Source organism: Mucilaginibacter sp. AK015 (assembly GCF_014200785.1).
Classification (GTDB): Bacteria; Bacteroidota; Bacteroidia; order Sphingobacteriales; family Sphingobacteriaceae; genus Mucilaginibacter.
This window is the reverse complement of record NZ_JACHCV010000001.1, coordinates 284,678-307,888: the sequence shown is the minus strand read 5'-3', so window position 1 is coordinate 307,888 and position 23,211 is coordinate 284,678. Positions and strand designations below refer to the sequence as shown.

The following is a 23,211-nucleotide window of genomic DNA, read 5'->3' as shown; positions in this document are numbered from 1 at the left end:
ATTACTACCCTTTAACAGTATAATTAATTTGCGTTTCTAACGCATTTTATGTTTTCTTTGCAAAAAAACACCCGCTTAAATGGCTAAAAATTTACTCATAGTTGAATCGCCGGCGAAAGCCAAAACCATTGAAGGATACCTCGGAAAGGACTTTACCGTAAAATCAAGCTACGGCCATATCCGCGACCTGGTGAAGTCTGAAGATGCTATCGATATCAACAATAACTTCAATCAAAAATATGAGGTACCTGCCGATAAAAAGCAGGTTGTGAGCGAGTTAAAGAAATTAGCTAAAGAAGCAGACATTGTATGGCTCGCATCCGATGAGGACCGCGAGGGAGAGGCCATATCATGGCACTTATTTGAGACTTTGGGATTAAAAGAACCTGATACCCGCCGGATCGTTTTCCATGAGATAACCAAGCCGGCCATTATGAAGGCAATAGAAAATCCCCGTAAAATAGATTACAACCTTGTAAATGCACAGCAAGCCCGCCGCGTTTTAGACAGGCTGGTTGGTTTTGAGCTATCGCCCGTTTTATGGAAAAAAGTTAAACCATCGCTGTCGGCAGGCCGTGTGCAGTCGGTTGCCGTTAGGTTGATCGTTGACCGCGAGCGCGAGGTGAATAAATTTAAAGCCGAGGCCGCATTTAAAATTGTGGCGATATTCGGCAAAGGCCGCGATGCTTTTAAAGCTGAATTGCCCGAGCGTTTCAGCAAGCAGGAAGATGCTGAAAAATTTCTGCAGGATTGCATTAACGCCATATTTGAGATCAAATCGCTGGAGACGAGGCCAACCAAACGCTCGCCCGCCGCGCCCTTTACCACTTCCACCCTGCAGCAGGAAGCGAGCCGGAAACTCGGCTACTCGGTTGCGCGTACCATGCAGGTAGCCCAGCGTTTGTACGAATCAGGATATATCACCTACATGCGTACCGACTCGGTAAACCTGAGCGATACGGCGCTTAATGCCGCCGCCGCCGAAATTGTATCGGCCTACGGCGATAAATACCATCAGCAACGTAAATATAAAACCAAGAGCGCAGGCGCGCAGGAAGCACACGAGGCCATACGCCCCACCTACTTTAACAACCATACCATTAACGGCGAAAGCAATGAGAAACGCCTTTACGAACTGATATGGAAACGCGCTATTGCTTCGCAAATGAGCGAAGCGCAGTTTGAGAAAACCGTTGCAAAGATCAGTATATCAACCCGAAAGGAAGACCTGGTGGCCAATGGCGAGGTGATGAAATTTGACGGTTTCCTGAAAGTTTACCTGGAGAGCAGCGACGACGATGATGAAAACCAAACCGCTGATGGCGAGAACGCTATATTGCCGCCTTTAACAAAAGGCCAGGTTTTAAATCTGCAGGAACTAACCGCTACCGAGCGCTTTTCGCGCCCGCCGGCACGGTATACCGAGGCAAGTTTGGTGAAGAAACTAGAAGAGCTTGGTATCGGCCGCCCCTCTACCTACGCTCCTACTATATCTACCATACAAAACCGCGGTTATGTGGTTAAAGAGGAGCGCGAAGGCCGCCAGCGTAACTTTAGGGTGATGACACTTAAGGGCGACAACATCACAAAGGAAACCAAAACAGAGAATACGGGTGCCGAACGCGGGAAACTGTTCCCAACTGATATCGGCGCGGTGGTGAACGATTTTTTGGTGCAGCATTTTCATGGCATCGTTGATTTTAACTTTACCGCCAGCGTTGAAAAACAATTTGATGAGATAGCCCAGGGCTTGCAGGAGTGGACGAAGATGATCCGCACGTTTTACAACCCATTTCATAAAGATGTGCAAAGTACCATTGAAACCGCCGACAAAGCAACCGGCGAACGCGAGTTGGGTGTACACCCCGAGAGCGGCAAAAAGGTTTCGGTACGTATAGGTCGTTACGGTCCTTTTGTTCAGATTGGCGAGAACCCCAGCGACGAAAATGAGGAGAAACCATTGTACGCCAGCCTGCGAACGGGCCAAAGTATAGAAACCATTAGCTTGGAGGAAGCACTTGAACTGTTTAAACTGCCAAAAGTGGTTGGCGAGTACGAGGGTAAGGTGATGAAGGTAGCAATTGGCCGTTTTGGCCCGTACATAAGCCATAACAGCGCTTTTGTATCACTGCCAAAAGAGATAGATCCGCTTGATGTTACCGAAGAACAGGCCATTGAACTGATTGAGGCTAAACGTAAAAAAGACGCCGAAAGGCTTATTAAGTCGTTTCCGGAAGATGAAACTGTTAAAGTTTTAAATGGCCGTTGGGGGCCTTACATTGAATTTGGCAAGCTGAACGTTAAAATACCAAAGGATATTACCGACCCAACTACACTAACTTACGAACAGTGCAAAGCGTTAGCTGATGCCATGCCTAAAGACGCGAAAAAAGGCCGTTTTGGTAAAACCGTGGCCGCCGCCAAACCCGCGGCAAAAAAAGCGCCCGCCAAAAAGAAGACGGTCGCGAAAAAGAAGTAATTGTTGAAACGTTTTAAGGTTGAAATGTTGTAAGGTTTAATTTAATTGTCAGCAACCAACTTTTTAACCTTACAACATTCCAACTTTACAACATATACAACAGCAAAAACAATGATAAAAGACCTTCCACCAAATGTGGTAAAAGATATAGCGGTAGCGGTTGCGTTGGAGGGCGAGAACCCCGAAAGCAAAGTTTGGTACGTGTACCTTATCAACCTTAAGAACCAACCTTTAGAGAATGTGCTGGTAACCTCAAAAGGCTATGGCGAAAAGGATGGTGAACAAGTTAAAACTTCCATCCTGCGCCACTCCTTCCCTGTTGTTGAGGCCAACTCTTACAAGCTTATCGAGCCCATTGACGAGCAAACCTTTGGTTTGAACAACGAGTACTGGCTTAGCTATTACATCGGCAAAGAAATTTTCGATAAAAAATTCATCTTTTTACCGGAAAGCATTGTAGAGGAAAACTTTATAAAACTGCCGGTAGTTAATAAGCCAGGCGTAATGATCCGTTAATTATTCAGATCGTAAAGTTGATGTACCGATAACCTGATATCGCTATACAGCTTTTTATATATCGGATATATTTTACCGTAAAGTGCATGAGCCGCTGCATTAGGTTCTATTACATCTTTATGGGCGGCTTCGTTGTTTACAATTTGTTTTATATCCAGCCCAAGTGCCTGCATAGCCAGGTAAATTGCCCCTATGGCGGATGCATCTTCTGATTGCAGCAGCACCAGCTTTTTGCCGGTGATATCTGCCAATAGCTGTACCCATATTGGCGATGATATAAACCCGCCGCTGATCACCAGTTCGGTTACCCGGCTTTCTGCAGATTCAACCGCGAGCAGCACATCGTTCAGCGCAAAACAGATGCCCTCTAAAGCAGCCCTTAAAAAATGCTGCTGTTGATGTTTAAAATTTATATTTATAAAAGCGCCCGAACTTTTGGCGTCCCAAACAGGCGCCCGCTCGCCGTACAGGTAAGGTAAAAATACCAATCCTTCGCTACCGGGCCTTACGGTCGATAGCTGGTTAAAAAGGGTTTGATATGCTTCTTCAGTAATATTGTCAATCTTCAGAAAATCTTTTAAAAGCCAGTTTACGGCTGCGCCGCCATTGTTTACGGCCCCGCCGCTGATAAACGTATCGGCGTTTAACAGGTAATTGAATGTCATGGCGCCATAATTATAAACGGGGGCGCTGCCCCCAACCCTTACAGCGCCGCTGGTGCCAATGGTAAGCGCCCCTACTCCCGGCCTTACCGCATTGCCGCCAAGATTAGCACAGCAGCCATCACTGGCGCCTATAATAAAAGCTGTAGGGGTGTTAACACCAGGCAAAATACCTGTAGATGCCAGGTATCGCGTATGATCGGTATTAACCGGCGCGGAAAGCTTGGCACTATTTATACCGGCCAAATCGAGCGCTTTGTTATACCATTTTAGTTCCAGTATATCAAACATACCCGTGGCAGAAGCAATTGAATAATCCACCTCGAAAACGCCGAACAGCTTAAACCAGATATACTCTTTAACCGAAATGAATTTATGCGCTTGTTTAAACAGGGCACCGGTGTTTTCGCGCATCCATACCAGCTTACACAATGGCGACATGGCATAAATTGCGGTGCCTGTGTGCCGGTATAGGTCTTCGCCGTCTGTAGATGCTTTTATCCGGAGCGCGATATCCGCGCTCCGCGAATCAGACCATAGCATGGCATCGGCCATGGCGCTGCCATGCTCGTCAACCGGCATTATACTATGCATAGCGCTGCTAAAGCTTATGGCGGCCGGGGCTGCTTTTAACTGCGCGGTGATCTGGGCTATACATTTTACAAAGGCCTGCCATATCCGTTCGGCATCCTGCTCGCTATAACCGGGTTTAGGATTGTTTGTAGGATAATGGTGCTGCGCAACAGCAACTGTTTTGCCATCGGCATTAACAGCCACCGCCTTGGCACTACCCGTACCTAAATCAACACCAACAAAGTAATTTTGCATAACCCGAAACTAATTTTAACGATGTGCGTAAACATAGCAGAAGATATTTAAAAAAAAATCCACAATGGCAATATTTGTCAACAAATGCGTCCCGATATGCGGAATTTAATTCACTATCGAAATAAATTACTCTACTTTTAAAATAAAAATCGAATTCGAAATTTTGCGTAGGTAGCTGGGAGATAAATATTTGATGTTTTCCACGCACGGTCTGGAAGTATTTGGCATGATATTTTTTAGGCGATTACATATAAAAATATCATATTTATAACCAGAAACTACAAATTAGAGTCGGCATGAAAAAAACTTTACTGATTGTTGATGACGATTTGAGTATTTTAAAACTACTCAATTTTATATTATCAAAAGATTACGAGATAGTAGTAAAAAACAACGGTATTGAAGCATTTAGCTGGCTGGAGGATGGTAACATGCCCAAGCTAATTATCTCCGATTTGCAGATGCCTTACTTTGACGGGCAATCGTTTGTTAAAAATGTAAAGATCAGCGGCTTTTATCGGGATATACCTGTCATCCTGCTTTCGGCGGCACATGATCTTGATGAGCAGGTAGCCAGGATGCCTTTTAAAGTTGAGGCCCACATAGCTAAGCCATTTAACCCAACAACCCTAAAAACAGCCATTAACCAGGCCCTGAAAGTTTATGACGAACAAGACAGCAACTGATTGGAACGAAAACTCGAACTCCCAGATCAGGATTGCATACGCAGGCTTGGAACTGAAGGACCTGATAGCTAATGACCTGGCTAACTATTTCCGTATCGCTTTTAACAATACGCTTAAAGACCTTGAGGACTACCTGGGCGATCAGTCGATATTAACCATTCCGGACATTATTTTGATTGAAGTTGATAAGGACGAAGAATGCTTTGCATTAGTTGACCGGTTAAAGCATAATTTTTTATTGAACGGGGTGATTATTGTAATGCTGTCAACCCATAAAGACAAGCGCCTGGTACAAAAGGCCATGCAGCTTAAACTTCACGATTTTTACTCGTACCCCTTCTCTACGTCCGACCTTCGCGAAAGGCTTAACTTCCTGGTAAAATTTAAGCTGATAAAGCCAAAGCTGTTAGAACTTTCAAAAGAAGTTGATATTACTTATAAAATGCCTTTTGGCAAGCGGTTTCTTGACCTGTTAATAGCCGGCACTATGTTTATTTGTTTGCTGCCGGTAATGCTTATTGTGGCCATCGCCATAAAGTTAGACTCGCGCGGGCCTATACTTTATAAAAGCAAACGTGTGGGAACGGGCTACAAAGTATTTGATTTTTACAAATTCAGGAGCATGCGCACCGATGCCGATCAGCTGCTGGCGCAAATGGCTGTGGAGAATAACCAATATGCCGCGCAAGAGCAGGGCTCTGGAAAAGCAGCCTTTGTTAAAATAAAGAACGACCCGCGTATTACCAGGCTGGGTAATTTTTTGCGCAGTTCAAGCCTTGATGAGTTGCCGCAGTTGTTTAACATCCTTAAGGGTGATATGTCTGTGGTAGGGAACCGGCCACTGCCGGTTTACGAGGCCGAAATGCTTACCTCGAACGAGTGGTCGATGCGCTTTCTGGGCCCGGCAGGCCTAACCGGTTTATGGCAGATAAGCAAGCGCGGCAAAGAGGATATGAGCGAAAGGGAGCGTAAAAAACTGGATAACTTTTACGCTCAAAAATACTCGATATGGCTTGATCTGAAGATAATTATTGGTACAGTGCCCGCTTTATTTCAAAAAGAGAAGGTTTAAAAAAATGAACAGTAAACTGAAGATATTTTTCGTTTTGATGATTGTGGTGTTCAGCGCTACGGCTGCAAGCGCCCAACAGGAGTCGTTTATTACCGATGTTTCGTACCCCTACCTTGAAAAACTGATAGCTACAGCGAAAAAGAACTACCCCGAAGTAAAAGTACGCCAGGCGCAGGTAAATGCCGCCAAGGCCGCGCTCACGCAATCAAAGGTAATGTGGCTTGATGCTTTCACCGGTTCGTATATTTATAGCCCGCGTAATTCATTAAACCTGGCCAACCCAACGTTTTTCAATGGTTATCAAATAAGTATTTCGGTAAATTTAGGCACATTGTTTTCAAAACCTTTTGCCACCCGCACTGCTAAGGAAACAGTGAACATTGCGCAATACCAGCAGCAACAGTACAACCTTTCAATAGAGGCGCAGGTAAAACGCCTGTATTTTGCTTACCTGGAAGCCCAGGCCGACCTGCGTAACCGTGCAAGGGCCGTTGTTGACGGCGAAATTGCGGTTAAGCAACTGAAGTACACCTTTCAAAAAGGAGAAACTTCGTTTCATGATTATAACGAGTCTTTAACGAGCTTATACAATCAAAATTCTTTCAAAGTACAAAGCGAACTGGCCACACTAACGGCGAAGGCTAATCTCGAAGAAATTTTGGGTGTTAAATTAGAAGAGGTTAAATAGGGCATGGAGTTAGGGAATTTTTTTAAACTTTTATGGAAACATAAGAACCTGCTGATCATTATTCCGCTGGTTACAATTATCGTATCGTATTTCCTTGTAAAAAATCTTGCCGATAAATACATTTCAAGCGCCCAAATAGCTACGGGTATTGTTGATGAATCGCGCCACTTATTAGATGCGGACCCTACCGGCGCCGCTAAAGAACAGTCTATCAACCACGAGTTTAGTAACCTGATAGAAATCATGAAGCTTAAGACGCTGGTAAACCAGGTATCGTACCAGTTGATACTGCACGATCTTACCGACAGCGTTCCGTTTAAGCCGCAGAGCAAATTGTTTGCCAGCATGAACCCCGCCGCCCGCAAGCACGCTATAGAGGTTTTTACAAATAAGTTTAAAACTATGCAGCCGCTATCGTACTATAACAAAGACGAGAACGGGTTAAACGAACTGCTTAGATCAATGAAATATGATGAAAGATCGTTACGTAAAGACTTATATATAAACCGGGATGAAGACAGCGATTTTATATCCGTAAGTTATGAATCGGGCAACCCGCAGCTATCGGCTTTTGTAGTAAACGTGCTTTGCAAGCAGTTTATTGATTATTACACACATACGGTTAGACAAAATGAAACCGACGCCGTAAACTACCTGGCCACCCTGCTGGAAGAGAAACGCAACGCCTTAAATGCCAAAACCAACAAACTGCAGCAATACAAAATAAAAAATGGGGTGATCAATCTTGATGAACAGTCGAAAGCAATTTTTGACCAGATCATGATCTACAACGACCGCAAGCAGCAGGCCGAAAAGGATGTGGCATCGTATAACGGGGCCATCAAAAAAATTGACGACAAATTTGACCCAAGCGAACGCAAATATATTGAGGCAAGCATAAGCAAATATAACCAGGCGGTAATAAACTCGCAGGACCAGCTACATATACTTACTGATAAATATGTAAGAAGCGGATTTAACCCCAGGCTGAAACCGTCTATCGATTCGTTATCAAATAAGCTTGCCGCGCAAATAAACCAAACGTCTGATAAATACATTACTAACCCCTTAACCGGTAAAGATGACCTGGTAAAGCAGAAACTTACGCTTGAGGTAAGCCGCGACCTGGCTAAATACAGCCTCCAGTCAATAAACAACGCTGTAAACACGTTAAACGATAAGTTTAACCGACTGGTACCTTTTGACGCTACTGTAAAAACCTACAATTTTGATATTGACATTGCCAGTAAAGAGTATCTTGATGTATTAAACAAATACAATCAAACCAACCTGCAATCTACCTTCTCGATCAAATTGCGCCAGGTAGAACTTGCGACGCCCGATGCTGCCGAGCCTTCTAAAAAAATGCTGCTGATCATTTTAGGCGGTATAGTAAGCTTTGCGTTCTGCGTCATCGTATTATTCGGCATATTCTTTTTTGATGATACCATTAAAGAACCTGCCGACCTGGTAAACCGTACACATTTGCCATTAGTTGGGCACCTGAATACGGTAACGGGCTCGCTTGATCTTAAAAAGTTGTGGGATGTTGAGCATCGCGACAAAATGAAGTTATTTAAAGAACTTATCCGTTCAATAAGGTTTGAGATAGACCAGGAATTACGCGGCGAAAAAGTTTTAGGCATAACCAGTTTGGCCAACCACGAGGGTAAAACGGTTTTAGCCATCAGCCTGGCCTACTCCTACTCCATGATAAACAAAAAAGTGCTGCTGATAGACGGTAACTTTATTAACCCTACCATCAGCAATACGGTGCAGCCTAAGGTTTATGTTGAGGATTACTTCAAAAACAATCCCGACAATTATGAAACCTTCAGTAACACCACTAACGTAATGGGTAATCATGGCGGCGACGTTACCCTGCTGGAAGTTAGCGACGAAAACTTTATCCGCAGCAGGTTTAACGAGCTAAAAACAAAATACGACATTATTATTATAGAAACGCCTCCCCTTTCGTCGCTTAATAAATCGAAAGAATGGCTGTTATTTGCCAATAAAACAATTGCTGTATACGAGGCTAACAAGGGCATCTCAAAATGGCAGAAAGACGATATCAACTATTTAAGAAGTTTGGACAGCAAGTTTGCCGGCTGGATATTAAATAAAACCGACCCGAAAAAAGAAAGGTTTTAATTACCGCCAGGCAGCCTGTTATAACCCTTAAATCTCTTTTTTACTATGAGGATAAAACCTGAAGAGACCGGTGAAGATGTTTTTAAAGATCTGACTCCGCTTGAACAAAAAACACGTGTGGCGGCTATTGCATTAGCGTTTGTTGGCGTATTTGTTTGGGCAGCCAAAATTTTATTTTTCTAACAAAGCATAACATGCTTAATAACCAGGTACAAAAGGCAGGCTTTATAACAAATTTCTTCCGGAAACTTATTTCGGGCGGGATACCTACCTATAAAATGGTATTGCTGCTTTTGCCAGTGGCCCTGTTTATTGCCGTAGCGATAGCTGTGGGCGGCCTTGTGGCGGCGGGCGGCTTACTGGTGGTATTTGTAGGCATACCTGTAGTATTGGGCATTGTTGCGTACCCCAAATTTGGCATAGCGGTTTTAATGGTGGTTTCGTTCTTTCTTAACTATGTGTCGGAGTTTGTACCGCCCGAAACCCCAACTGGTATCATACTTGATGCCATCACCTACCTGCTCATCTTCGGCTTTTTGCTAAAGTTTAAATACGACAAGGATTGGAGTTATTTTAAAAACCCGATAAGTTATTTAGTGCTTGCCTGGCTGGCATATAATTTCCTGGAGGTAATAAACCCCGTATCGCCGTCTATACTGGCGTGGGTTTACACGGTACGTACAGTGGGCTTTATTATGCTGATGTACTTTATTTTTGTTTACCAGATACGCTCGGTTGAAACCATCAGGTTCTTATTAAAACTCTGGCTTGTATTAGCCTTTCTATCGGCATTATCGGGCTTTCAGCAGGAAAATTTTGGTTTGTTCGGTTTCGAAAAAACCTGGTATTACTCAGACCCGCTGCGTTTAAGCTTTTTATATATCAACGGGCATTTACGCAAAGTGGCCATTTTTCCTGACCCGGTTACGTTCTCGTACAACATGGTTGTTGCGGCCATATTATGCTTGTGTATCATGTTTCGCAAAATAAAAACATATAAAAAGGTGATATTGGGCTGCATGATACCCTTCTTTTTCCTGGTGATGCTATACTCAGGCACCAGGGGGGCGTATGTATTGCCGCCTGCAGCTTTAGCAATGCTGGCCGTTATGAATTTTAATAAAAGGATATTGATGTTTGTGGTAGGAGCCGGTTTTGTTTTAGGTGTCCTGATTTTTATGCCCACATCCAACCAATTCATAAAACGTTTTCAAACAGCGTTTCGCCCGTCAGACGATGCATCATTTAACGTTAGGGCCGAAAACCAAAAACGTATACAGCCGTATATATTATCACACCCTATAGGCGGCGGGCTTGGTTCGGTTGGTATTTGGGGCAGGCGGTTCGCGCCAAACTCATTCCTGGCAAAGTTTCCGCCCGATAGTGGTTATGTACGCGTTGCTGTGGAAATGGGCTATATAGGGCTGATATTGTTTTGTATCTTAATGTTTGTGATCTTAAAAACCGGTATCAATAATTATTATCTCATAAAAAATCCCGAACTTAAAATTTATTGCCTGGCAATGGTATTGATAATATTTGTGTTTAATATTGGTAACTATCCGCAGCAGGCGCTGGTGCAATATCCGTCGAACATATTGTTTTACCTTGCATGCGCATTATTAAACGTAACATTAAGGTTGGATAAGCAGGAACGTGAAACAGCAAACGGCAATAATGCCGAACAGCTAACCGCCTGATAATTAATTTACAAATGTCACTACTCACCATAGTAAAATCAAATCCGCGTTTAAAAAAGTTTGTCCACTGGCTTATTGTGCAAACGGGCAAATCGGCGCCAAGGTTATGGGTTCGGTGGTTTGTAAACCCGTTTATACATAAGCGTGGCCGGGGTTCGGTGGTAAGATTTTACTCGCGTATGGATTTATTCCCCTTCAATAATTTCGAACTGGGGGCGTATAGCGTGATCGAAGATTTTTCGGCCATAAATAATGGCGTAGGCGACGTTATGATTGGCCACCATACGGGCGTTGGCTTAAGCAATACCATAATTGGGCCGGTAACCATAGGCAACTACGTTACCATGGCGCAGCATATCGTGTTATCGGGTCTTAACCACGGTTTCGAGGATGTTACTGTGTCAACCCGGCTACAAAAAGTAGTTACCAAACAAATCACCGTTTGCGACGACGTTTGGATAGGCGCTAACAGTGTTATCACTGCCGGTGTTACTATCGGCAGGCACTCTGTTATCGGCGCAGGCAGCGTGGTAACAAAGGACATACCTGAGTATTGTGTTGCGGTTGGCAACCCCGCTAAGGTTATAAAAAAATACAATTTTGAAACCGCCGCCTGGGACAGGGTTTAGCCGATAACATTATATGCCCTTTTTTAAAAAGATAATAAACAAACATACCATAGCGCTGGCTACTAACGCGGCCATGCCTGTAATAGGTATGCTGGTGTTATCATTAATGGCGCATAACCTGCCCAAAGCCGACTTTGGTAACTATATCTTTTTCCTGATGATCTTTATCCTGGGCGACCTGTTCAGGACCGGGTTCCTGCAAACCTCGCTGGTTAAATATTACTCAGGCGCACATCCCGAGCGTGCGCTCAATATGGCCGGTTCTGCCTGGGCTGTGGGATTTATTTTAACCGCCATCATCGTACTGCTCGATGTTTTGCTCTACATCTTCTACAAAAGCAGCAACGCAGATATGGAAGCTACGCTAAAGTGGTTTGGCATCATATACCTTACTACGCTCCCATCGGCCATATCATCCTGGATATTGCAGGCCGAAGAACGTTTCGACCGGCTGCTGATACTACAGATACTTAACCAGGGGGGCTTCCTGGTGTGCATTCTGCTTTTTATCTGGTTTGATAACATCAGTTTCCAAACGGCTATCTACAGCTATTTTGCAACCAATTTGTTTACCAGCTTGTTCTGTATGGTTTCGGGCTGGGCCAAATCGCACACTATAAAGCACCGCAGCATACAGTCAATGAAAGAGCTCGCCAACTTCGGCAAGTATAGTGTGGGCACTTCCATCAGCGCCTATTTGCTGCGTGGGTCAGATACCTTTATCATCAAACTAATGTTTGTGCCCGAACTGATAGCAGTTTACTACATACCGCAGCGGCTGATGGAAATATTTGAGATACCCATGCGCAGTTTTGTATCAACCGCCCTACCCGAACTATCGGCCGCCCAGCAGCGTAATGACCCGGCAGAAGTAGCCACCATTATGAAAAGGTATGCGGGGATGCTTACAGTAGCCCTTGTCCCGGTGGCAGTGGTAGCTTTTTTACTGGCCGGCATCGCTATCAGGTTGTTGTTTGGCGTAAAGTACCAGGAATCTGAAGCGGTAAACATATTCCGGTTATTTATGTGTTATGTTATGCTGATGCCTGTAGACAGGTTTTTTGGTATAACGCTGGATATTATAGGCAAGCCGCAGCTAAACATGATCAAGGTATTTTTAATGCTGGCCATCAATATCATTGGCGATTTTGTAGGTATCTGGCTATTTCACAGCCTGTATGCTGTAGCGGTCGCCTCGTTATTTACATTTTTTTCGGGTGTTATATTTGGTTATTGGGCGCTAAAAAAACACCTGCATTTTACCATAAGGGATATACTTACTTTAGGATACAGCCAATTAAAAGATGTGCTCATGCACCTATTTAAAAAAGGACGGACCGAAAACGCTGAACAGTTATAAGCAGAACAGACATGGATATTATAAAATTTATATTCTCAATAATTTTCACCCTTATCTTTATTTATCTGGGTATTTACAGCCTGTACCTGTTTATATTCTCGGTATTGGGTAAGCTTATAAAACAAAAGACCCCGCCCGCCGCAACGGCTTACAGCAAATTTGTGATCTATATATGCGCTTATAAAGAAGATGCCATTATCCTTAGCTCGGCTGCGCAGGCGCTTACTATCGATTATCCAAAAGATAAGTTCCACATTTGCGTAATAGCCGATTCAATGCAGCCCGAAACCATCGAAAAACTAAAGGCCATGCCCCTGCAGGTGGTTGAAGTAGTGTTCGAGAGCAGCACAAAATCAAAAGCGTTGCACGCCGCCATTGCTGCCACTCACCAGGACTTTGATGCCGCCGTGGTATTTGATATAGATAACATTGCCGCGCCCGATTACCTGCACCAGATAAATAATTACCTGCACGATGGTAACCGGGTTATACAGGGTCACCGCGTAGCCAAAAATACCGAAACACCCGTGGCCATTTTAGATGCCATCAGCGAAGAAATAAACAATCACATATTCCGCAAGGCACAACAAGTTTTCAAACTATCCGCGGCCATTATCGGTTCGGGCATGGTTCTGGAGTTTAAGCTTTTTAAAGATACTATGGCTCAAATTGACGCCGTAGGAGGTTTTGACAAAGAAATGGGACTGGTACTTACCCGCCAGAAAATTCACGTGGCGTATGCCGACAAAGCTTATATATACGACGAAAAGGTTAGCAACCCCGAAGTGTTTAAAAAACAGCGTCGCAGGTGGTTATCAGCGCAGTTTAACTTACTGAAAACCTACGGCTTAACCGGCTTTAAAGAACTTTTTGTGCATGGTAATTTCGATTATTTTAACGAGATATATCAAACCGCTATATTGCCGCGTATTTTGATGCTGGGGCTGATGCCGCTAATGCTGTTAATATCACTGCTTACCCCGGGCATTGGCCCGAACTGGCAGTGGTGGCTTGTTGCTACGGCTTGCTGCTACATTGGTATATTAGTTGCTGTACCAGCGGGATTTTTTAATAGTAAACTATTAGGTGCCGTATTAAAAATACCACTGATATTTTTTACCATGCTGGCCTTGCTGTTTAAATTAAAGGGCGCCAACAAAAAATTTATTCATACACCGCATAACCCGGGTGCAAACTAATTACGTAAATACGGGTACAACATTTAAAATGGGTAATTTGCTACCCTTAAGTATAAAAAGCAATAACATTACAATTATAGTGCGGGGCTAATTAACCTATGGAAGCAGTGCTAAATAACACAACAGTAGATTATCCAAAAAACAAACCGCTTCACAGTCTTATAAACGAAAGCGCGGCGAAGTACCCGGATAAGATAGCGCTGAGGTTTCACCACACGGCGCTTACTTATACCGAATTAAACAATACGGCAAACCGGCTTGCTAAGGAGTTGCTTAAATTGGGCGCAAAAACCGGCCAAATAATAGGTTTGGCGCTCGACAGGTCGCCCGAGATGGTGATATCGCTGCTGGCCATACTTAAAACCGGCGCCGCTTATGTGCCGTTGGACCCCGACTATCCAAAAGATCGCATAGAGTTTATGCTGGATGATTCGGCGGCCGCTATACTTCTTACATCGACAAAATATAAAGGCCATTTTGCCTCAAATACCACCGAGGTTTTGATAGAGGAAGCGCTGTCAAATTCGGCCAGCTACTCAAACGATGAGCCTGACACCAATGTAACCGGACAAGATCTGGCTTATGTACTGTATACCTCAGGATCTACGGGCAAACCAAAAGGCGTGCAAATTGCGCATAATAGCCTGGTTAACTTAATGTACAGCCTGCAAAAAGCCCCCGGCATTAATTCGGAAGATAAAATGCTGGCTGTAGCAACCATATCGTTTGATATAGCGGGCGTTGATCTTTACCTGCCCTTGAGCTGCGGTGCCGAGATCATTTTGGCCGACTCTATTACCGCCAAAGACGGCCGCGCCCTGCTGGATATCATCCGCGAACAAAACATTACCATTTTACAGGCTACCCCGTATACGTGGCGCATGATGCTGGAAGTTGGTTGGGACGAATACCTGCCTATAAAAGTATTTTGCGGCGGCGAAGCAATGGCTAAGGACCTGGCCGAAAGATTATTATCGCGCGCTAAAGTGGTATGGAATATGTATGGCCCTACCGAAACCACCATATACTCAATTATTAAACAGGTAACCGATGCCAACGATATTACCATTGGCTGGCCGGTTGATAACACGCAGGTGTATATTTTGGATGAGGAACGAAACAACCTTACCAACGGCGAGATAGGTGAAATTTATATTGGCGGCGCCGGCATGGCGTGGGGGTACCTGAACCGCCCCGACCTTACTGCCGAACGATTTATAGACAGCCCCTTCGCCCCGGGCGAAAAGATTTACCGCACCGGCGATTTGGCGAAACTAAAGCCAGATGGCGATATTGTTTACCTGGGCCGTATAGATCACCAGGTAAAAGTACGGGGCTACCGCATAGAACTTGGCGAAATTGAACATAACCTGGGCAAGCAGGAAGGCATTAAACAGGCGGTGGTTATCGCCCGCGAAGATATACCCGGCATTCCGCGCTTAGTGGCCTATGTGGTGCTGGAATCGGGCCAGACAGGCATACCCGATAAAAGCATGCTCGACAGTTGGGATAAGGCATTACTTGAAGTATTGCCCGAATACATGATGCCCGACGATTATGTGCTGATGGATGTTATCCCCTCCACGCCAAACGGAAAGATAGATCGCAAGGCCTTACCCAAGCCCGATTACAGCCACATTAACCGGTCAGAAGAATATGTGGCGCCACGCACCAGCAACGAAAAGCTGGTTGCCGATATATGGGAGGAAATGATGGGGCTGAACAAGATCAGCATATTTGACAATTTCTTTCAGTTGGGAGGGCGTTCGCTTGTGGCGGTTAAAATAATGGCACGTTTAGAACAGGAAACGGGTAAACGCCTGCCGCTGGCCACTTTATTTGAATATTCTACCGTTGAAAAGCTTGCCGCAAGATTGGAGATAGATGCCGAGGCGATCACCTGGGAGTCGCTGGTGCCCATTAAGCCCAAAGGCAGTAAAATGCCGCTTTATATTGTGCACGGCGCGGGACTGAATGTGCTGCTGTTTAACGCCCTTGCCATGAACATGGACGAAGAGCAGCCTGTTTACGGCCTGCAGGCAAAAGGCTTAAATGGCATTGATGAGCCACTGGATGTAATGGAAGAGATCGCCGCCAACTACGTAGACGAAATAATTAACCACGACCCGGTTGGGCCTTATGCCGTTGCCGGTTACTCCCTCGGCGGATTGATAGCTTACGAAATGGCCAAACAAATGCTGGCCCTCGGTAAGGACGTTAAAATGCTGGCCATGTTTGACACGTATGCCGACCAAACGCAGAAGTATGACCCCTGGCTCAAGAAAAAGCTTTCAAATGCCTGGTTCTTCATCAAGCAGCTGGCCTACACACCCGTACTTTTTATACAGGACCCCAAACGTACAATTGAATACAAAAGCCGCGAAGTTGGCCGCCGTTTCCAAAAGATATATAAAAACATCTTCCCGGGTAAGGTGAAGAAAAAGGAAGGTTTTTCGGCCTATACCGACGAGATACACGAACGGAGCCTGGCAGCGCAGCGCAATTACCTGTTAACCCCGGTAAACATCGCTATCGAGCTTTTCCGTGCCAAAAAGAAAACATTTTACATGGATGATTTCGAGTTCCTGGGATGGAAACCTTTCGCGCTTAAAGGTGTAAATGTTCATGATATCCCCGGCGAGCACAATACCATCTTCGCCCCGCCAAACGATAAGCAATTTGCCAAAGTATTGCAGGAATGTTTAGATAAGGCAGCGAAGCAGGATTACAACGGAATTTAACGGATAGTTACAATTTAACGATTCTCGTAAACTATTTCTTTAACTCAAGAGCCTGATGAACGGAACGTAAGCTTTGAATGCGGCATTGGCCTGTTCGGGTAGTACAAGCATTGCCTCAGCACACCCTTTAAAGAACAGGACGCAGCCGCGACTTTTCTTTGGTTACTTTCTTTTGAGAGAAAAGAAAGTAACATCCACAGGCTTTACAATTCAAAGGTGCCATTCCTAACGAAGAACTAAAAACGGGGTTGTTTCGCCGCACAACCCTTCACTCCACCCGGCTCGCAATTACATGCTTGTTATGTATAATCGGGAGATTGCTTCGTACCTCGCAATGACGAGAGTTTTATTACAGCGGCTTCCCTATCTCCCAATGATGCCCGTACGGATCTATAAAATGCCCTAAGCGGTAGCCGTATGGTTGATCGGCAACGGGGTAAACAGTTTCTATACCTTCCGCTACCGCGCGCGCCGCGAATGTGTCGGGGTCGGCCACCATCAGTCCAATGCGTACACTTATTCCGCCCAGCGCCTCCGGCGTAAAATTCCCATGCGCGGGCGAAGCATCAGCTACAACAATATGCGCGCCTTCAATAGAAAGTTCAGCCACAGTAGCGCCATCCGGATCGGTATTGCCGCCCAAAACCCGGGCACCAAAAGCCCGTTTATAAAAATCAATAGCGCCAATGGCATTACTAACACTTAATGTAGGAATGATAAAGGCTGAACGATCTTTTCCCATAACGAGTTGATTTGTTACCGTAAATTTACCGAATAATATTGCATTGCGGCAAGCGGATAAATTGTGCCCGATGTAATAATGTGCTAAATGTTTTCTAAATTCATAGCAATTTACCCAACCTTGCTATGAATTACATTTCAAACCTTTTCCGTTCACGAAGAGGGCAAATTATTGTATCGGTATCGCTCTTCCTTATCGCGCTGGTAATTTACTTTGCCCGGCAGCACCACCGAAACAATTTAAAAGTAGATGCGGCATTCGGCAAATACATAGAGTCGTACACTACAGGTGTTATTTCCAAAAAGAGCACCATCCGTATAAAGCTCGCCGGCGAGGTGCAGGTTGCCCATGCGCAAAACGAACAGCTAAAAGATGATATATTCGATTTTTCGCCATCGATAGAAGGTAAGGCTTATTGGGTAGATGACCGCACCATCGAGTTCAGGCCCGAGGCAGCGATGGATGCGGACAAAAAATACACAGCCGAATTTAAACTGGGTAAGATCATTAAGGTAGATAAGGGGTTTGATAACTTTAAATTTGGCTTTCAAACCATTAAGCCAGACTTCAGCGTAACATTCGCCGGCCTGCGAAGCGAGAGTGCCACGTCCGGCGAAAAAATGAAGCTTACCGGCACCATACAAACCGCCGATGCCGAAGACCAGGCAGGTGTAGAAAAGCTATTGAATGTTAGTTACACCACGCCGGTAAGCGTAACCTGGATACATAACCCTATCGCCAAATCGCACCTGTTTACCATTACAAAGATCACTCGCACCAACATTGCTAACTCACTCACGGTTGATTGGGACGGCGACAAGCTGGACATCGATAAAAAGGGGACCCAGGAATTCAGGGTACCGGCACTGGGCGAATTTAAAGTACTGGATATAAAGGCCGTAATGGATAACGACCAGTATGTGGCGGTTCAATTCTCTGACCCTATCATGGTGGGCCAGGAACTCGGCGGCCTTATCGGTATAAACAATTCATCAGACCTGGCGTACACCATTGATGGCAGCGTTGTAAAAGTTTATGCGCCCGAACGCCTGCAGGGTAATTTCAGCGTTTTTGTGAACGAGGGTGTTGAAGATATTTATCATCGCAAAATAAAAAAGGCATATACGGCCAATGTATTTTTTGAGAACCGCGAACCTGCTGTAACCATCCCCGGCAAGGGTGTGATTCTTCCCGATTCGGGTAAGCTGATGATGCCTTTTGAGGCCGTGAACCTAAGCGCGGTGGATGTGAGTATCATTAAGATATATGAGAACAACGTGCCACAGTATTTTCAAAACAATGGCTTTGATGGTGGTTACGAACTGCGGCATGTAGGTAAGCCCATTGTTCAAAAAACTATCAGGCTGGATACAGACAAAGGCCTGAACCTGAACAAAAAGAACCGCTTTATGCTGGATGTTGACCAGCTGATGCGCGCCGAGCCGGGTGCCATTTACCGGGTGATCATAGGCTTCCGTAAAGAATACTCGTTATACAACTGCAGCGCGGGAAAATTAGCAGCCAAAAACAACGACGATGATTATGATGAAAATGAATATGCAGGCGATAACATCAGCAAGGTAAATGACGAGGACGACGAGTTTTGGCAGCGTTACGATAATTATTATCCCGAAAACTTTAACTGGCGTGACCGTAACGACCCATGTACCGAATCGTATTTCAGCAAGCAGCGCTGGGCAACACGCAATATCATCGCATCCAACATTGGCCTCATTGCCAAACGGGGCAACGATAACAACATGACCATTGCTGTAACCAACATATTGAGCGCCGAGCCTATGGCCGGCGTTGAACTTGAATTGCTGGATTACCAGAAACAGGTGATGTTTAAAACCACATCTGATGGGGACGGTATGGCTACTTTTAACTTAAAGCGCAAGCCTTACCTGCTGGTAGCCAAAAAAGGAAACGAACGCGGCTACCTTAAACTTGATGACGGCAGTTCCCTCCCGTTATCGCGCTTTAACGTAGGGGGCGATCAGGTGCAAAATGGACTTAAAGGTTTCCTGTATGGCGAGCGCGGCGTTTGGCGGCCAGGCGATTCAATATTCCTGACCTTTATTTTAGAGGATAAGTTAAAGACCCTGCCGGCAGACCACCCGGTAGAATTTGAGCTGTATAACCCCAACGGGCAGCTTTATCGCCGCATTACCAGGACAAGTTCTTTCGACGGCTTCTATAGTTTCCATACGGCTACCGAAACATCTTCGCCTACCGGCAACTGGAACGCGAAGGTTAAAGTAGGCGGCGCGGTGTTTGAAAAGAAGATAAAGGTAGAAACCATTATGCCAAACCGCCTGAAGCTGAAACTTGATTTTGGCGGCGTTACAGAATTGACCAAAGGCAGCGGTGCAAATGGCACGCTAAACGCGCAATGGCTGTTCGGCGGGATAGCGCAAAATCTAAAAGCTAAGGTCGATGCTTTCCTGTCGTCGCAAAAAACGACCTTTAAAGGCTACGAGGATTATAATTTTGACGACCCTACCCTCGCCTTTAATACACAAGCCCAAACGGTTTTTGATGGCAAATTAAACGAGAACGGCACCGCAGCCATTAATACCGACATTAACGTAGAAAAACAAGCGCCGGGACAGCTGCGTGCCAACTTTGTGGTAAAGGTATTTGAGCCGGGCGGTAACTTTAGCCTGCAGCAGGCCAGCATGCCTTACAACGTTTACAGCGGTTACGTTGGTATTAAAACACCAAAAGGCAGCGACCTGAGCGGCATGCTGGTAACCGATAAAACCCATGAGATAGCGATTGCCGATGTTGATACCAAGGGTAACCCCATGCCGGGCAGCCGCACGGTTGAGGTGGAACTTTACAAAATACAATGGCGCTGGTGGTGGGACGACACCGGGAACGAGTTAAGCAACTTTACACAGGACCGTTATAACAATCTGATCAAGACCGAAACGGTACAACTGGCAAACGGCAAGGGTAAATGGAACCTGAAAATAAACCAGGCAGATTGGGGACGCTATTTGATTAGGATTAAAGATCCCGAAACCGGCCACTCAACCGGTAAGATAATTTATGTTGACTGGCCAAACTGGTCGGAACGTTTGCAGAACACCGACCCTACCGAGGCGGCGATGCTATCATTCACGTCTGATAAGCCAAATTACAAAGTTGGCGAGGAAGCAACACTTACTATCCCGACAGGTGGCGATGGCCGCGCTTTGATAAGCTTTGAAAATGGCAGCAAGGTTTTAAAAACCGTTTGGATAGATACCAAAAAAGGCGAAACCCGCTACAGCTTTAAGGTTGATGAAACTATGGCGCCAAATGTTTTTGTGAACGTTACGCTGTTGCAGCGCCACGCCCAAACCGTTAACGATCTGCCGATACGCATGTACGGTGCTATCCCTTTAGTGGTCGACAATCCTGAAACGATACTGAAACCGATGATCAGTATGCAGGATAAGATACGGCCCGAAACACAGTCGGCTATTGCCGTATCTGAGGCATCGGGCAAGGAAATGACCTATACCATTGCCATTGTTGACGAAGGTTTGCTGGATATCACCAACTTTAAAACGCCCGATCCGCATGAGGCTTTCTACGCCCGCGAAGCGTTGGGCGTAAAAACCTGGGATCTGTTCGATTACGTAATAGGCGCGTTTGGCGGCGGCCTGGAACGTATCCTGAGTATTGGCGGCGACGGCACAAACGGCACCAATAAAAACGTAACCATAAACCGTTTTAAACCTGTGGTGAAATTTATGGGTCCCTACCACCTAAACAGCGGCGATAAGCAAACCCATAAGTTTACTTTGCCGCAATATGTAGGTTCGGTCAAGGCCGTAGTTATTGCAGGGCATAATGGCGCCTACGGCACCGCCGAAAAAGTAGTAGCCGTTAAAAAACCGTTAATGATATTAGCCACCTTGCCGCGTGTGCTCGGCCCGTCTGAAAAGATCCAGTTGCCGGTAACTGTATTTGCGATGGAGAACAACATCAAGTCGGTTAGCGTGCATGTACAGTCGAATATGTTCAGCAATTTGGGGGGTAACGATTCAAAAACGGTGACATTTGCCAAACCGGGCGATCAACTGGTAACCTTTGACCTGGATGTTAAAGATTTCGTGGGTGTGGGTAAGGTAAAGATAATAGCAAAAAGCGGCGGCGAAACCGCGGCCTATGATGTTGAGCTGAACGTACGCAACCCTAACCCGCCGGTAACCCGCATATTTGAAAAAGAACTGAAACCGGGTGAAACCTACGCGGCAGCTTATAATGCTATCGGCATTAACGGCACCAACAAGGCCACACTCGAGGTTTCCAGCATACCGCCCATGAATCTTACCAAGCGGTTAAATTACCTGATAACTTACCCCCATGGCTGTGTGGAGCAAATTACTTCGGCAGGGTTCCCACAATTGTACCTTGACCAGTTATTTGACCTGTCGCCAAGGCAAAAAGCAGAAACTGAGCGTAATATTAAACTAAGCATTAACCGCTTGAACGGTTTCAGGGCGCAGGGCGGCGGGCTAAGCTACTGGCCTGGCGAAGGCACTGCCGACGAATGGGGTACCAATTACGCAGGGCATTTCTTAATAGCCGCACAGGCTAAAGGCTATAGCCTGCCGTCGGGCTTTTTGGATGAATGGAAACGTTATCAAAAACAAAAAGCGGTTAACTGGTCGCCCGATCCGCGCACCAATATCCACGGCTACTATTATTATACCGACCTGGTGCAGGCATACCGTTTATACCTGCTGGCATTAGCCGGCTCGCCTGAGCTTGGCGCCATGAACCGCCTGCGCGAGTACCAGTACATCAGTGTTGAGGCGCGATGGCGCTTAGCTGCCGCTTATAAACTGGCGGGTCAGCCCGAGGTTGATTTACGCATGATAGCCGGCTTGCCAACCACCATTAAACCATATAGCAGCATGTACGGAACCTACGGCTCCGACCTGCGCGACGAGGCCATGATACTGGAAACCCTTACCCTGCTGGGCCAACAGCAAAAGGCAGCGGGCTTGGTGCGCACAGTAGCGGCAAAGCTATCGCAAGATAGCTGGTACAGTACGCAAACCACCGCATACTCGCTAATCGCGATAGCAAAATATTGCGGCGCGAATAAATCGGGCAGTAAATTATCGTTCAACTACAATGCAGGTACTGCAAAGGGCAATGTCAATTCGGCATCGTACTTGTGGCAGCAGGAATTAGCCCCTAACAGCGGTAAGGTTACCATGAAAAACACAGGCAATAATAAGCTTTACGTTCGCATGGTACAGCAAGGCCAGCCATCCGCGGGGCAGGATATAAAAACCTACGTTAACCCCGATATAATGCAGATGCGTGTGGCTTACTTTACGCTGGGCGGCAAGGCAATCGACCCAACATCGCTAAAACAAGGCAGCGATTTTGTGGCGCAGGTAACCATAAAAAACCCGGGTAAACGCGGGCGTTATGATAATTTGGCACTAACGCAGATCTTCCCATCAGGTTGGGAAATACTGAACAGCCGGATGCTGAACAACGATGAAGCATTTAAATCATCACCATCTGATTACCGTGATATCCGTGATGACCGGGTGAACACTTATTTCAGCCTGGCCGAGGGCCGGGAGGTTACCTATTACGTAATGCTTAATGCGGCCTACGCGGGCAAGTACTACCTGCCTGCCGCCTGGTGCGAAGCAATGTATAACCATGACATCAACGCGCTGATAAAAGGGCAATGGGTTGAGGTTGTGAAGTAGATGTCTTTCACGCGTTTATT

The 23,211-nt window shown here is 45.6% G+C and carries 15 protein-coding genes; 13 read left to right on the top strand and 2 right to left on the bottom strand.

Annotated features, from left to right (window positions below; all coding sequences use genetic code 11):
- The first annotated feature begins 79 nt into the window (after positions 1-79).
- Entirely contained in the window at positions 80-2,479 is a 2,400-nt protein-coding gene (topA, locus tag HDC91_RS01275) for a type I DNA topoisomerase (RefSeq protein WP_183547773.1), read from the top strand.
- 111 nt (positions 2,480-2,590) lie between these two features.
- Positions 2,591-2,995, top strand: coding sequence for a hypothetical protein (locus tag HDC91_RS01270; protein WP_162432628.1), 405 nt, complete (start codon positions 2,591-2,593; stop codon positions 2,993-2,995).
- Here HDC91_RS01270 and HDC91_RS01265 read toward each other — a convergent pair.
- Entirely contained in the window at positions 2,992-4,485 is a 1,494-nt protein-coding gene (locus HDC91_RS01265) for a gluconokinase (protein ID WP_183547772.1), read from the bottom strand. The genes HDC91_RS01270 and HDC91_RS01265 overlap by 4 nt on opposite strands.
- A 296-nt stretch (positions 4,486-4,781) precedes the next feature.
- Here HDC91_RS01265 and HDC91_RS01260 point away from each other — a divergent pair, with 296 nt between their 5' ends.
- The 10 genes from HDC91_RS01260 (at position 4,782) to HDC91_RS01215 (ending at position 16,714) form a co-directional block, all read left to right on the top strand.
- Positions 4,782-5,171, top strand: a complete 390-nt coding sequence (locus HDC91_RS01260; protein ID WP_162432630.1) for a response regulator — start codon at positions 4,782-4,784, stop codon at positions 5,169-5,171.
- The gene (locus HDC91_RS01255) at positions 5,149-6,243 is read left to right on the top strand and encodes a sugar transferase (RefSeq protein WP_183547770.1); all 1,095 of its coding nucleotides are present in this window, start codon (positions 5,149-5,151) and stop codon (positions 6,241-6,243) included. The genes HDC91_RS01260 and HDC91_RS01255 overlap by 23 nt, the downstream gene beginning before the upstream one ends.
- Positions 6,244-6,247: 4 nt before the next feature.
- Positions 6,248-6,931, top strand: a complete 684-nt coding sequence (locus tag HDC91_RS01250) for a TolC family protein (protein WP_162432632.1) — start codon at positions 6,248-6,250, stop codon at positions 6,929-6,931.
- A gap of 3 nt (positions 6,932-6,934) precedes the next feature.
- Positions 6,935-9,085 carry an exopolysaccharide transport family protein gene (locus tag HDC91_RS01245; protein ID WP_183547768.1) on the top strand — a complete coding sequence of 717 codons (2,151 nt, stop codon included), beginning with the start codon at positions 6,935-6,937 and terminating at the stop codon, positions 9,083-9,085.
- Positions 9,086-9,130: 45 nt separating this feature from the next.
- Positions 9,131-9,268, top strand: a complete 138-nt coding sequence (locus tag HDC91_RS01240) for a hypothetical protein (RefSeq protein WP_183547765.1) — start codon at positions 9,131-9,133, stop codon at positions 9,266-9,268.
- Positions 9,269-9,279: 11 nt separating this feature from the next.
- A complete protein-coding gene (locus HDC91_RS01235) occupies positions 9,280-10,785 on the top strand; it encodes an O-antigen ligase (protein ID WP_183547762.1) in 1,506 nt (501 codons plus the stop codon).
- Positions 10,786-10,799: 14 nt separating this feature from the next.
- Complete coding sequence (locus tag HDC91_RS20085) at positions 10,800-11,414, top strand: DapH/DapD/GlmU-related protein (RefSeq protein WP_183547760.1); 615 nt, start codon at positions 10,800-10,802, stop codon at positions 11,412-11,414.
- 13 nt (positions 11,415-11,427) lie between these two features.
- Positions 11,428-12,774 carry a lipopolysaccharide biosynthesis protein gene (locus HDC91_RS01225; RefSeq protein WP_183547757.1) on the top strand — a complete coding sequence of 449 codons (1,347 nt, stop codon included), beginning with the start codon at positions 11,428-11,430 and terminating at the stop codon, positions 12,772-12,774.
- A gap of 11 nt (positions 12,775-12,785) precedes the next feature.
- The gene (locus HDC91_RS01220; RefSeq protein WP_183547754.1) at positions 12,786-13,973 is read left to right on the top strand and encodes a glycosyltransferase family 2 protein; all 1,188 of its coding nucleotides are present in this window, start codon (positions 12,786-12,788) and stop codon (positions 13,971-13,973) included.
- Positions 13,974-14,071: 98 nt separating this feature from the next.
- On the top strand, positions 14,072-16,714 hold the full coding sequence (locus HDC91_RS01215) for an amino acid adenylation domain-containing protein (RefSeq protein ID WP_183547751.1): 2,643 nt from the start codon (positions 14,072-14,074) through the stop codon (positions 16,712-16,714).
- A gap of 349 nt (positions 16,715-17,063) precedes the next feature.
- Here HDC91_RS01215 and HDC91_RS01210 read toward each other — a convergent pair whose 3' ends face one another.
- Positions 17,064-17,456, bottom strand: coding sequence for a VOC family protein (locus tag HDC91_RS01210; protein WP_183547748.1), 393 nt, complete (start codon positions 17,454-17,456; stop codon positions 17,064-17,066).
- 125 nt (positions 17,457-17,581) lie between these two features.
- Here HDC91_RS01210 and HDC91_RS01205 point away from each other — a divergent pair, with 125 nt between their 5' ends.
- Positions 17,582-23,191 (top strand): alpha-2-macroglobulin, encoded by a 5,610-nt coding sequence (locus HDC91_RS01205; RefSeq protein ID WP_183547745.1) that lies wholly within the window; start codon positions 17,582-17,584, stop codon positions 23,189-23,191.
- The last annotated feature ends 20 nt before the right edge of the window (positions 23,192-23,211 follow it).